The 12,820-nt window shown below is 58.9% G+C and carries 13 protein-coding genes and 1 pseudogene; 7 read left to right on the top strand and 7 right to left on the bottom strand.

The genetic code is table 11. The features are described 5' to 3' along the window. Both AC1XOS_RS12965 and AC1XOS_RS12960 read left to right on the top strand, forming a co-directional pair. Positions 1–181, top strand: a 181-nt coding sequence (locus AC1XOS_RS12965; RefSeq protein WP_481962641.1) for a hypothetical protein, incomplete at its 5' end; no start/stop codon positions are given. Beyond that, positions 178–1,014: a glycoside hydrolase family 16 protein gene (locus AC1XOS_RS12960; RefSeq protein ID WP_481962640.1), complete on the top strand. Its 837-nt coding sequence runs from the start codon at positions 178–180 to the stop codon at positions 1,012–1,014. The genes AC1XOS_RS12965 and AC1XOS_RS12960, both read left to right, overlap by 4 nt. A 3-nt stretch (positions 1,015–1,017) precedes the next feature. Here AC1XOS_RS12960 and AC1XOS_RS12955 read toward each other — a convergent pair whose 3' ends face one another. After that, a complete protein-coding gene (locus AC1XOS_RS12955) occupies positions 1,018–2,226 on the bottom strand; it encodes an alpha/beta hydrolase (RefSeq protein WP_481962639.1) in 1,209 nt (402 codons plus the stop codon). A 3-nt stretch (positions 2,227–2,229) separates the two neighbouring features. Next, a complete protein-coding gene (locus tag AC1XOS_RS12950; protein ID WP_481962638.1) occupies positions 2,230–3,456 on the bottom strand; it encodes a glycosyltransferase family 4 protein in 1,227 nt (408 codons plus the stop codon). A gap of 27 nt (positions 3,457–3,483) precedes the next feature. Between AC1XOS_RS12950 and AC1XOS_RS12945 the strand changes: the two genes are divergently transcribed. Further along, positions 3,484–4,104, top strand: a complete 621-nt coding sequence (locus tag AC1XOS_RS12945) for a matrixin family metalloprotease (RefSeq protein ID WP_481962637.1) — start codon at positions 3,484–3,486, stop codon at positions 4,102–4,104. Here AC1XOS_RS12945 and AC1XOS_RS12940 read toward each other — a convergent pair. The 4 genes from AC1XOS_RS12940 to lpxC are packed head-to-tail and all read right to left on the bottom strand — an operon-like array spanning position 4,090 to position 7,463. Beyond that, complete coding sequence (locus AC1XOS_RS12940) at positions 4,090–5,400, bottom strand: lipid-A-disaccharide synthase (RefSeq protein ID WP_481962636.1); 1,311 nt, start codon at positions 5,398–5,400, stop codon at positions 4,090–4,092. The genes AC1XOS_RS12945 and AC1XOS_RS12940 overlap by 15 nt on opposite strands. 11 nt (positions 5,401–5,411) lie before the next feature. Next, positions 5,412–6,215 carry an acyl-ACP--UDP-N-acetylglucosamine O-acyltransferase gene (lpxA, locus tag AC1XOS_RS12935; RefSeq protein WP_481962635.1) on the bottom strand — a complete coding sequence of 268 codons (804 nt, stop codon included), beginning with the start codon at positions 6,213–6,215 and terminating at the stop codon, positions 5,412–5,414. Beyond that, positions 6,212–6,658: a 3-hydroxyacyl-ACP dehydratase FabZ gene (gene fabZ / locus AC1XOS_RS12930; RefSeq protein ID WP_481962634.1), complete on the bottom strand. Its 447-nt coding sequence runs from the start codon at positions 6,656–6,658 to the stop codon at positions 6,212–6,214. The genes lpxA and fabZ overlap by 4 nt, the downstream gene beginning before the upstream one ends. A gap of 10 nt (positions 6,659–6,668) precedes the next feature. After that, positions 6,669–7,463, bottom strand: coding sequence for a UDP-3-O-acyl-N-acetylglucosamine deacetylase (gene lpxC, locus AC1XOS_RS12925; protein WP_481962633.1), 795 nt, complete (start codon positions 7,461–7,463; stop codon positions 6,669–6,671). A gap of 37 nt (positions 7,464–7,500) precedes the next feature. Between lpxC and AC1XOS_RS12920 the strand changes: the two genes are divergently transcribed. From AC1XOS_RS12920 to AC1XOS_RS12905, 4 genes and pseudogenes are all read left to right on the top strand, one after another. After that, a complete protein-coding gene (locus tag AC1XOS_RS12920; RefSeq protein WP_481962632.1) occupies positions 7,501–7,899 on the top strand; it encodes a hypothetical protein in 399 nt (132 codons plus the stop codon). A 19-nt stretch (positions 7,900–7,918) separates the two neighbouring features. After that, a pseudogene (locus AC1XOS_RS12915) lies at positions 7,919–10,322 on the top strand (preprotein translocase subunit SecA); the annotation flags it as partial. A gap of 62 nt (positions 10,323–10,384) precedes the next feature. Next, positions 10,385–11,293, top strand: coding sequence for an SEC-C metal-binding domain-containing protein (locus AC1XOS_RS12910; protein ID WP_481962642.1), 909 nt, complete (start codon positions 10,385–10,387; stop codon positions 11,291–11,293). 87 nt (positions 11,294–11,380) lie between these two features. Beyond that, a complete protein-coding gene (locus tag AC1XOS_RS12905) occupies positions 11,381–11,980 on the top strand; it encodes an RNA polymerase sigma factor (protein ID WP_481962631.1) in 600 nt (199 codons plus the stop codon). 38 nt (positions 11,981–12,018) lie between these two features. Here the strand turns inward: AC1XOS_RS12905 and AC1XOS_RS12900 are convergent. After that, positions 12,019–12,820: MFS transporter (locus AC1XOS_RS12900; RefSeq protein WP_481962630.1), on the bottom strand; the 802-nt coding region annotated here is incomplete at its 5' end.

Here is a 12,820-nt window from a genome sequence, read left to right as displayed (position 1 = left end):
CAATGTCCCTGGTTTCCCCGATTGTTTCAAGCAAGACGTTAACCTGACTCCTGAGTGGCGGCCTTATCAATATGATGTGACCATGGCGACGATGGCGCAGTGGGAGTCTATGGTCGCCGTTCACTGTGGGCACTCAAAAGGGACCATTGAGCTGGTCGGAACTGAGCTGGTTCCCGCGTGAAGCTCCAGCTCGAAACGACCACCGGGGCGGTCGCGACAGCACTAGGGGTTCTTGCAGGCATGGTGGCTCTTGCCCTAACACTGAAGCCCGAAAAGCCCTCTCCGCCCCCACTCCAGAGCGCTCCGACGGCAAGTCCATCACCGGCGATGCCGCCCGCAGTCCCGGAGAAGCTGAGCTTCTCTGATGAGTTTGACGGAATCAGCCTCGATCAATCGAAATGGCTGGATTCGTACCCGGATGGCGTACGGACACATTCCAATAATGAGCAGCAGTACTATGCCACTGACGGCTACAAGCTGCAGGGGGGCAAGCTGGTTTTTATCGCGCAGCGCCGGATGCGGGGGAAGATGCCCTACACGTCTGGGATGGTGAGCTCCTACGGTAAGTTTGCTCAAAAGTATGGGCGTTTCGAGATTTGCGCGAGGTTCCCCAAGGGCAAGGGGCTCTGGCCTGCGTTCTGGCTACTTCCTGCGAGTAAGGCTTGGCCTCCCGAGATTGATGTTCTCGAGATTCTGGGCCACGATCTCACTTGTGTCTACTTTACGAACCACTGGCGCGCGACTACGGCGGGAACGATCAATGTGCAAGGGCAGCTACGTGGGATCGATTTCTCCGCGGGATTCCACACGTTTACCTTAGACTGGAAGCCCGATGTGCTGGTTTGGAGCGTGGACGGAGTTGAGCGCTATCGCACCCGCGAGCATGTCCCGCAGGAGCCGATGTATGTTCTGGCAAACCTTGCGGTAGGGGGCAACTGGCCCGGATTCCCGGATGCCAGCACCCCGTTTCCCGCACAGATGGAGATTGACTATATTCGCGTCTGGACGCTCTGAGCTTTACGGTTTTTTAAGATCGCGCCAGAGCCAGCGGAGTGCATCGGGGAGGGTGGCGCGTCCGTGGCGGTCGCCGTGGAAGCCGTTGCCAAAGATGAACTTAAAGTCATACTGGCCGAAGGCGAGCGCTTTTGCCATGTCTTGGTTGGCAAGCGGCCAGCTTCCCGCCTTGTTGTCTAGGTCGTTGGCTCCATCTTGCAGATAGACGCGAATCGGCTTGGGCTCGCCTCTCTGGTCCCAGCCGCGCCGGTCTCGGATAATCGCGGGGTAGGTATTTCCTCCCGCCACGCCCGTCGGGCCGCCTTGGAGATTCGTGAAGCTCCCCACCCACGAGAGCACTTTATGGAACTGGTCGGGGCGGAACCAGGCCAGGGAGAAGGCGCAGATACCGCCGCTGGAGATGCCCGCTACCATCCGCCCTGCCGCATCTTGCCGAAGCGAGTAGCTCTTGCCCACTTCCGGCAGGATCTCGTCCACGATGAACTGAGAGTAGCGATTCGAGACCGTGTCGTACTCGACCGAGCGGTTATTGCCATTCCAGCCACTCTCGGGAGGCGTCTCGCCCTTGTGGCCCGGAGCGAGAAAGATGGCGATGGAGACTGGCAGCTCGCCTTTGGCGATCATGTTGTCCAAGACAACCGGCACGAAGTCTTTGTAGGAGTGGCCATCCTGGAAGATCATCACGGCTGCGGGCTTTCTGGCATCGTACTGGGCGGGGACATAGACCCACCAGTTGCGCACCGTTCCCTCGTAGATCTTGCTCTTCCAGATTGGCATTTGAGTGAGCTTGCCCTCAGGGATGCCTGGCTGGCGCTTGCTCTCGGGTGGGTTGGTGTAGACTTCAAGCTCACCGCCGCCCCGTGGCCTGCCCCCGACTTCAAACTTCCAGCGCGTCCCAAAGCCCTCAGGCAGTGTTGTGGACGCGGCCCAGAGGTTCGATGCCTCAATGCGCTTAAGAGGAAGTGACCACGAGCCGTCGTCTGAGAGTAGCTTGGGCTCTGGCTCGCCGTCGGCGAGCTCGATAGCAAACGCGACCTTAAGCTCATCTGTCTTGAGGACACCGCGCTTGAGGTTCTCGGCTCCGAGCCACTTACGGAGCGGCTCGGCTAGGCTGGCACTAGGCTTGACCGCTTTCAAGGCGGTCTGGAGAGTGGTAATGTTCATGGGAGACTGTACGGTTGCGAGGAGCGTGGCTAGGGGAATGAGTAGCATCTTCTAGCTTTCTCCCCAGCTACTTGCTTTGTACTCTGCCCAGACCCGCTCGTAGACCGCTCGGGTATCGGCGGCGATCACGTCCCAGTTGAAGATGCTCTCGACGCGCTCATAGGCGTTCTGTGCCATCCAGCGAGAGTGGCTGGGATCACGTACCGCACGGGCGATTCCCCAAGCCAGAGAGTCCGGGTCACCCTTGTAGGTTGTGGTGCCGGTGACATTGTGCTCCACGACTTCTGCAAGCCCCCCGGCATCACTCACGACAACCGGGGTGTGAGCTGCCATCGCCTCCAGCGCCACGATCCCAAACGGCTCATAAAGGCTTGGAAAGACGGCCACATCAGCGATTTGGTAGAGATTATCACGGTCTTCGTCGCTCACGCGCCCCGTGAAGTAGACATGCGGCCACATCCCAAGCTGCTCCGCGAGTGCTTCTAAGTGCCCTCGGACACCGCCACCGGAGATGATTAACTTGGCATTGACACCCCGCGCTCGCACCCGGGGCAGAGACTGCACGAGCACGTGTGCGCCTTTTTCATGAACGGGACGACCGATAAAGAAGATGATTTTTTCGTTGTCGGCGGCAAAGCGGCGGCGGAAGCTCCACCATGCCTCACCTTCGAGCCCCTCAAAGACCCGTGTTTCCACTCCATTGGGAAGCACATCCATCTTGTCCCAGGGGGTATTCAGGGCGTACTCGACCTCGCCGCGCATGAAGTCCGAGCACACAATCACTCGCCACGACTCATCGGCGAGCTCCCACTCACAGCGATTGATATAGCGCTGCCCCTCGGTGCGAATCCCACCGTTGCGCCCGAACTCGGTAGCGTGAATTGTGGAGAGCATCGGGAGCTTGTAGCGGTGCTTGAGCGCGATCCCCGCAAACTGCCCCAGCCAGTCGTGGACATGGATCAGGATCGGCGTCTTATTTTTCTTCCGAGCTTCTTTTTTCTGCCACTCTCGAACGAGTGAGTCTGCCCGCTCATCTAATCTATCGTTGAGGAGGTGCACCCAGTGGATAAAGTTATCCGATGGCTCACTGACAGTCACGCGATGGATAAACAGATTGGGAAGTGGGTTCTCTTCAGGCGCTCCTCCTGAGTCGCCGCAGGTCACAACATGGGTTTCAATGCCCGCCCGCGCCAGTGCTGGAGCTAGTCCCTCTAGCGCCGCCGCAATACCACCCACCCGCATAGGGGGATACTCCCAGGAAAGTAAAATTGCACGCATAGTCGATTGTACCTGTATAATGCAAGCATGAGAAACCCTATTTTGTTAAGTGTTATCGCAGTTTTGGTTCTCACAGGCTGTGGGGCCAGCGGGGGCAATCCTCCGCCAGATAGCCCGGACTACTTCAGCGACCTAGGGCTTAGCTTGCGCTGGCCTCTGACAAAGACGACCAATCCCCTCAAGGTCTTTATCGGCAATGATGGTGCCACAGATCGCTCTGCACAAGTACTAACCGCCGCAAACCTCTGGGCAAGCGGAACCGGCAACTTGGTGCGTTTCGAGCAAACTAGCAGTACAGCCGATGCGGATATTCAGGTCACTTTTTCGAGCACGGTCAGTACTGTGGACACGGGGTTGGGGTTTACCAATGTCACGTTTAACCAGGCACCGGGCAATGCAGCCGTGGATGGCACTATCGCCAGTGCCAGGATCGTCCTGAAGGGTGGGATTGCAGGATCCTTGATTACCCCTGCGACGGTGCATGAGTTCGGCCATGCTTTGGGGATCGTGGGGCGAAATGAGGGTGCTCCGAGCCATAGTAGCTTCAACGGAGACATTATGTTTCCTGAGGTGAAGCCCAGCTCTCAGCTGAGCTCCCGAGATATCGCCACCCTAGCCCGGCTCTACGGTCTCTCACGGGCTCACTAGGGAGAGGGCGAGCCGGGCCGTGCGCTCTGCGCCGCCCGGCTCGCCAAGCTGTGCGCGTACCTCCGCAAGGTCGCCCCGCATCCGCGCGATGCGATCGGGATCGAGCAAAAGCCCGACGATCTCTGCGGCGATCTTCTCGGGGGTGGCGTTTTCTTGGAGGAGCTCACGGCAGATCTCTTTGTCGGCGATGAGGTTGGGCATGCCGATAAACTTGGGCAAGCTCTTGCGAATAACGGCGAGCTGGAGCAGGTTGGCCTGACTCAGCTTGTAGACAATCACCATGGGCTTTCCGAGAATCGCGGCCTCAAGCGTGGTTGTGCCAGACTTACAGATCAGCGCATCGGCGGCGGCAAGCACATCGTAGGTTCCGTTCTCGACAATGGCGATGGGCGGGAACTGCGGCGTGGCAGTGCGGGGAGACTGGGAGTGCTCGATCCACTGCCGCTGTCGTCGTGCAAGCTCCTCTGGGTTTCCCTCCGCGAGAATGGCGCGGGGAGTGTTCTGGCGCGGTGGCTTCTCGGCCACTTTCACGACATGCAAGAGCTGCCGCGCGTGCTGGATTGCGGCCTCCACTTTTCCACGGTCGACGCTCGGCGCGAGGGCAATGAGAAACTGAACTCCCGGAATGCGCTGGGCAATCTGCGCCGCCGCCGCGAGCTGGAGCGGCAGGATCGTCTCAATCTCCTGTGTGCGGCTTCCCGGAACCAGCCCGACAAGTGGTTTGTCCATGTCGAGGCCATAGTGCTTCGCAAAAGTCTCCAGTGACTGGCTTGGGTGCACGAGATCCAGCAGAGGATGGCCCACAAGCTCCGCACGAACCCCGAGCCGGTTGAGCTCGCTAGCGTTCCAGGGAAACGGCGAGGCGACTGCATCTACGAGGTCTTTTAGGGGCGTGTAGCGCAGGGTCTTGTGCCACGAGCCGGGGGGGAAGTAGTAGAGGATCTTGGTTTTCGGGAGGTTCTTGCGTGCCCAGGGAACCAGCCCCTGAATCGGGCCAATTCCCAGGTGAAACGCGCCCGCATCTATGGGGATCAGCACATCGGGGGGGCGGCTCTTCAGCTCTGCAAGCAGGCGCTGGCGGGCGGCGAGCATCTTGGGGAGGAGCTTTAAACCCGCTGCAAGCCCGATTACCCCAAAGGCGCTCGCATCCACGATAACCTCACCGCCCGCCTCACGCAGCCAGCTCCCGCCACTGCCATAGATCTCGCACTCTGGGGAGAGGCGCTTGAGCTCCGTGGCAAGCTGACCCGCGACCCGATCCCCCGAGGCTTCCGCTGCCGTGATGGCGATACGCATGGGCTTTTCGCCTACTTTCGGGGACGGTCCTCTTGACGGCCCGCGGTACCGTCTTTCATGCGCTCAATGAACTGCACAAGAAAGTCTAGCTCCGGATTGGAATCTAGTTCCTCGGCAATGGCTTCCAGGGCCTGAGTTCGGTTTAGATTCGAGCGGTAGAGGAGCTTATACGCCTGCTTCAGAGAGTTGCGCGTGTTGGCATCAATTCCCGCACGGCGCAGGCCCCGGATATTAAGATCCAGAATATCAGCAGGGCGGCCATCAGCCAGCATAAACGGCGGGACATCCTGAACGACTTTCGAGTACCCTCCCACCATCGCGTAGCGCCCTACACGGACAAACTGGTGCATTCCCACAATGCCGCCGATGACGACATTATCCTCGACATAGATATGCCCCGACAGACCCGCATACGACGACAGCATCACTTTATTTCCTACCGAGCAGTTGTGCCCGATATGAACATAGGCCATGATCAGCCCATCCTCCCCGACCGTCGTGGCTTCGCCCTCGCCGGTGGAGCGATGAATGGTCACAAACTCGCGGATCTGGGTTCGGTCTCCGACACGCACAAAAGAGCGCTCACCCTTAAATTTATTGTCCTGGGGCGGGCCACCCAGCACCGCTCCGGCGCGCACCTGACAAAGCTTACCGAGCTCGGTGTACTGCTCCAGGATCACGTGCGGCCCAAGAATCGTGCCCTCCCCGACAATACAATCCGGCCCAATGACCGCGTAGGCCCCAATCTCGACATCCGCGCCGATCTGTGCGCTCGGGTCAATGACCGCTGTCGCATGAATTTTACTTGTACTCATAGTTCGTGAAGGTTCCCTTCCGCCAGTGCAAAGGAGATATCCGCCTCCGAAGCGATCTTACCGTCCACTTTGGCTTCACAGTGGATCCAGCCCATCGGGCCACGCGTCTTGATGACCACAATTTCAATCTCGAGGACATCGCCGGGCACCACTTTCCTCCGGAAACGTGCCTTCTCAATTCCCGTTAAGAGAGCGATCTTGCCCTCGTTGCCCGGCTCTAACAGAAGTAAAACGCCCCCTGCCTGCGCCATGCACTCGATCTGTAAGACCCCCGGCATAATCGGGATTCCGGGGAAGTGCCCGACAAAGTACGGCTCATTGACCGTGACGTTTTTTCGGGCTAGGATACGCTTGCCTAGCTCAATCTCCAGCACCCGATCTACCAGTAAAAACGGGTAGCGGTGTGGCAAGATGCGCTGTAGCATTGCCGCTTCAATGGGCAAAGATATTTCGTTACTCAAAATCAATCCTCGATAGAAGAGAAGCCAGCCGACAGTTTAGCCCGTGGCTGGGTTTCATGGCGATTATATCCGCTTTTGGCAGAAAACCGGCGAGCCATAAATCGCCCAGTAAGTCTAAAAGCTTGTGGCGGGCCAGCTCGTTCGCAAATCTCAGAGGCGGCTCATAGCGATCTTGGTGGACAATCACGGCATTGTCCAGCGAGCCGCCTTTCGCCAGTCCCGCATCCAGGAGCTTCTGGACTTCCTCGATAAAGCCAAACGTGCGAGCGGGCGCGATCTCCTCCAAATAAGCTCCACCGCTTGCGGGGGCGGGGGGGGGCTCCCACCGTGCGACTTGGGTACCGACAAGGGGGTGCTCGAAGGCGATGGCGCAGGTCACCGTGAGTTTTTCGGCGGGGAAGCAGGCGATAAACGCGCCACCCTTGCCAGTGACAATCAGCGGCTCGGGAATCTCTCGTAGGTGCAGGGGGCTCTGCGGCAATACTTCAGCCCAGCCTGCTGCGCTTCCATCAAGAATGGGAAGCTCGGGGCCGTCTACGGTCACTTTCAAGTCCCGTATGCCTCGTCCCGCGCAGGCGGAGAGCAAGTGCTCCACGGTCGAGAGCCTTGCCTCGCCGCTCCCTAGCACCGTGCAGCGCAGCGTTTCGATGACACGGTCTGCCTGAGCCTGAATGATCCCTTGTGGGGTATCAAAGACTATCCCAGAGCCAGGGGGCAGCGCCTCAAGAGTCGCAGTACAAGGTTGGCCGGTATGGATGCCCACTCCAGTGCGTGTCGCATAGATCATGCCCTAGATGATACAATATTCGCTAGCGAAATTATTCATGAGCCGCATTGTACACCGTCAGCCTAGCTGGACTTGGAGCCTGTTTGTTCTCTCCACCCTCCTGCTCACCCCGAGCACGGCGGCGGTGGTGCTAGCGGCGCTTCGTCAGGCAAATCTGTCCACCGCGACGGCTCCCGCGCCCGCTTCCGTCTCGCCACGTCGTGCGACCACTGAGGAAGAGCAGGCGATCAAGGCGGCCGCTCAGAGTGGTCGCCTCAAAGTGGTGCGCCTCGAACCGGCAGCGGAGCAGAGCACCCTTGCGATACTCACGCCCACACGCGTTACGGTGAGCCTGCCCGAGCTTCAGGTTGCGCCGCAAGTGTGGGCACGGGGACAAACGCACTTCCTCGCTCCCGCGCTCCCGTCGGGTGGCTCCCGCGCACCGCCGCGCGGGTAATGCCCCCTGCCCCCCTTAGATGGGGGAACAATATGTCATTTTTTCCTTCTATCTCCTGGCATACAGGGGATGGGAGGCTGGGTTTGTTTGGGACAACACAAAAACAACTATGGATTTTCTACGAAAATTTTTCGATAACAACGAGCGCGATGTCCGCAAGTACCGCAAGGTCGTGGAGAAGATCAACGCAATCGAGCCGCAGTTTAAGGCACTGACCGATGAGCAGCTGAAGGCCAAGACCGACGAGTTCCGCCAGCGCGTCAAAGACTCCGTCGGCGATGAGAGCCAGTATGCAGATAATAAAGTCCTCCGGGCCGCCTACGATAAAGCACTGGATTCGATTCTGGTCGAGGCATTTGCCGCGTGCCGCGAAGCCGCTTGGCGCACTCTCGGGATGCGACACTTTGATGTCCAGCTCATCGGGGGGATGGTGCAGCACGATGGCCGTATCTCGGAGCTGCGTACCGGCGAGGGCAAGACTCTCACCTCGACACTGGCGACCTATCTCAATGCCATCACGGGCAAAGGGGTTCATCTGGTCACCGCCAACGACTATCTTGTCAAGCGTGATGCCGTCTGGATGGGGCCGGTCTATGCCGCTCTGGGAATGACGATCGGGATTCTTCAGGGACACTCCCCGGAGACGGGCGAGGGGGGCGGGACGTTTATCTACGACCCTACCTACGAAGACCCGTCGGTGGATGGGCTCGATGAGCGCTTCAAGTACTCCCGCCAGACCTACGATAGGCGCGATGCTTATGCTTGCGACATTCTCTACGCCACCAGCGCTGAGCTGGGTTTTGACTATCTCCGCGACAACATGGCCCCGACCCTGGAGCATGTCGTCCAGCACCGTGGGCACTGGTTTGCCATCATTGACGAGTGCGACTCCAACTTAATTGACGAGGCCCGCACACCACTGATTATCTCGGGGACTGCCCAGCGCTCCAGCGACCTCTACTATGTCTTTGCCAGTATCATGCCCCAGCTCGAAAAAGGCGAGGCCAAGAAAGACAAGTACGACACGACCACGGATGAAAAAGACTACACCGTAGACGAAAAAGCCAAAAACGCCACTTTCTCGGAGCGGGGTATGGAGAAAGTCGAAGAGATTCTGCGCAAGATGGGCCATGACATCCAGGATATTTCCTCGATGGAAAACCTAGAGTACATGCAGCACGCAGTCGCAGCTCTCAAAGCGCATGGTGTCTTTGAGCTAGACATTGACTACGTCGTAAAGCCCAACCAAGAAGGCAAGCCCGAGATCGTGATCGTCGACGAAAGCACGGGGCGCTTGATGTTTGGTCGCCGCTGGTCCGATGGGCTTCACCAAGCCGTCGAGGCCAAAGAGGGGATCAAGATCGAGAACGAGCAGCAGACCCTCGCGACCATCACGATCCAGAACTACTTCCGCCTCTACGCAAAGCTCGCCGGAATGACGGGGACGGCTAAGACCGAAGAGGACGAGTTCCGTAAGATCTATGCCCTCGATGTGGTGCAAGTGCCTACCAATAAGCCCATGCTCCGCAAAGATCTGCCCGACATGATCTACAAGAGCCTAGAGGCTAAGCTCCGTGGGATTGCCAGCGAGATCCTCCAGATTCACTGTCGCCAGCAGCCGCTTCTGGTGGGAACACGCTCGATTGAGATGAGCGAGCGTGTCTCGTCGCGCCTGACGTTTCAGGCGCTGGAGCTGCTCTCAGCCATCACGATTCTGCGGGCACGGTTGCTAGAGAAACGCAAGGAGCTTGGCGAGGAAAAATACGCCCAGTTTACCGCCGTGCTCAACCGCCGCATTGACGATCTCAACCTGCCGCTGCTGGCGCCCCTGGCCAAAGAGCTGGGAATGGGCATCAAGATGACCGATGAAGCCCAGGTGACAGCATTTGCCAATATTCTTGCACTCAAGAGCGAGGACGAGCTAAAAGCCCTGCGTGAGGCGCTGGAGTACGGCATTCCCCACAACGTTCTCAATGCCAAGTACCACGAGCAAGAGGCGCTGATTATCGCCGAGGCCGGACGGCGTGGCGCGGTGACAATCGCCACGAACATGGCCGGGCGTGGGGTGGATATCTTGCTGGGTGGCTCGCACTACAAAGAGCTGGAGAACAAGTCTGAGGCAGAGCGCGACTACTCCTACCGACGTGGCGGGCGACGTGCCGGAATCGCGCACGTGGTCACGGGCAGGGATCAGGCAGCCAGTGGAGTGGAGGGAACGCAGTCTCTCACGGAGGAGCAGAACCTGGATCTGGTCAAAGAGCGCGAGGAAGTTCGGGCACGGGGCGGACTCTTTATCCTCGGAACCGAGCGCCATGAGTCGCGGCGCATTGACAATCAGCTCCGAGGCCGCTCGGGCCGTCAGGGCGATCCGGGAACCAGCAAGTTCCATGTGTCCCTTGAAGACTACTTGTGGCGCGCGTTTGGAGAGCGCAACAGCCTCCAGCTTGCGGCGCTACGGGCATGGGAAGAGGATCAGGCCGTAGACATGCCGATCCTCTCCAAGATGATTGAGAAAGCGCAGAAAAAAGTCGAGCAGCACAACTTCGACTCCCGAAAGCATGTTCTGGAGTACGACGATGTGATGAATGTCCAGCGCGAGGTGATCTACGGCGAGCGCCGCAAGCTCCTACAGGGGGCCGAGCTGCGCGATACGCTGGTCAGCTACCTCCATGAGACCGTGGACACAGCCGTTGAGCTACACTGTCCTGAGGGAGTCTCCCAAGAAGAGTGGGATAAAGAGAAGCTCTACCACGAGCTCAACGAGCAGTTCCCGCTGGCCAACTTCGCCAGCTACGACGAGCTCAAGGAGCTCACTAAGGCCGAGCTCTCCGAGAAGCTCCATGCTCTTGCCGATGAGTCGTATGATGCCAAAGAGGAAGAAGTCGGCGCTGAGCTGATGCGCGAGATCGAGCGCCACCTCCTGCGCCAGACCATCGATCAGACCTGGATCCAGCACCTCCAGAACATGGACTATCTGCGTGAGGGAATCGGGCTACGCGGCTACGCGCAAGTGGACCCGCTGGTTGCCTACAAAAAAGAGGCGATGGAGGTCTTCTCTCAGATGCAGGCGGGCCTGGTGGGCGATACGGTGCGCAATGTCTTTGTGGCACAGCTCCAGCAGGAGATGCCGGAGTTCGACCAAGAACAAGACATCTTCAATCTTCTCCAGCAGTTCGGCGGTGAGGCGATGCCTATGCAGCTCGGCGAGGAGGAGGGCGAGAGTCCTGTGGATCAGATCGCCCCTGAGGTCAACGCGCTTCTTGCCGCTGCGGCAGAGGCGGCTCAGTCTACCGCGCCTCGGAAGATTGATCCCAACGACCCGTGTCCGTGTGGTAGTGGGAAGAAATACAAGCAGTGCCACCGTGGCAAACCCCTGCCTTCCGAGGTTTTGTAGTCTGTTTTGCCGGGGGCTTGTGCCCCCGGCAATGGTTTAAACCAGGAATTTAATACTATCTTCATTCTACACTTTTAGAATAAGCGCATGGGATTCCTGGTACCCCCTTTACTCTTGGACAAGGGCGATCCGAGGGCGGAGTTTGATGCGCTGGCCGTTCAGCACTGGGATCGGTTCTACGCTTTTGCGTACCACCACTGCGGCAACACTGCGGATGCCGAAGACCTACTCTCTGAGTCTCTCTTGGAAGCGTTTCAGTCCTTTAGTGCCTACCAAGGCCATGGCTTTGACCGCTGGATGTTTCGCATTCTCACCACGAACCGCATCGATCAGACTCGGTACGCTAAGCGCCGTCCTGCTGTCCCGCTTTCCGAGTCCATCGAGCCGATTGCAGGGGGCTTGAACCCGCAAGATCTGTTGCTGAGCCCACTTCTGTCTGAAGAGCTCCAGCAGGCACTCCAGAAGCTCCCCGAGAATTTTCGTGCGCCTTTGCTGCTCTGTGAGCTTGAGGGGCTGGACTATGCCTGCATCGCCAGCCGTCTTCAGGTGCCTATTGGGACAGTGCGCTCGCGGATTCATCGCGCCCGTGAGCGGCTACACCAGGAGCTGCGCCAGTTTTGCCACGCTAAAGACTGCACCGTCTGTGCGAAAGTAGCCAGGCATGGAGTGCGGGATTTGCGTCGGTAGTACTCCCGCAGTCGTGGCCTGTATGACGATGCCAGTGGCTATCGGGATGGGGTTGGTGTCTTTGCCGCACGCCACTGGAGGTAGGCTCCGATTAGCATGAGCACAAAGGTCAGAGTGAAGACTCCCTGGTAGCCGATGAGATTGCGCAGTGGCAGGGCGACAAGGGGTGCGAGGACACCACGGATGCCCAGAAGAAGCGAGTGGAGCGCCTGGTAGCGAGCCGCCTTCCCGACCTCTGCGTAGTTTAAGATACTGGCCGTGTAGCTTAGCTCAATGCCTGCCATGCCGAAGCCCGCGAGAAAAGACGCCACATACAGCAGGCTCACTGAGCGGGCAAAGAAGTAGATCACGGAGATCGAGGCGATGAGCAAGATTCCCCGAAAGACAGTCTTGGCCGGGCCGTGCCGGTCGATAAAGCGCCCCCAGAACAGCGAGCCGCCAATCGCACAGAGCGAGCTAACATTGGTCAGGTTCGCGATCTCGGTCGGGCGGATGTGGAGCTGATCCACCTGGTAGAGCGCGTAGAGCGGCCAGGCCATGAGGTTACCAAAGCCATAGAGCATCACCGAGAGCGCGAACCAGCGGTAGCTCTCGTTCTCGCGTAAGATGCCCAGCGTGTCGCGGAAAAAGTGCAGGAGCGGCTGCGGCGGCTCTGCGGAGGGAGCGGGCGTGCTGGCAAGAGGGCGCACCTGGCGGAAAAAGAGCGCGGCAAGCACACCGGCCACTCCCGCAACTGCGTAGAGAGGGCCAAAGCCAACCCCTTGGTCCATCAGGCGACCTGCGACAAACGTGGACAAAAACGTGGTGCTCTGGACGACAATGCGGACGTAGCTCATGAGC

This window comes from Armatimonas sp., assembly GCF_964826245.1.
This window is presented reverse-complemented; position numbering and strand designations above follow the sequence as displayed.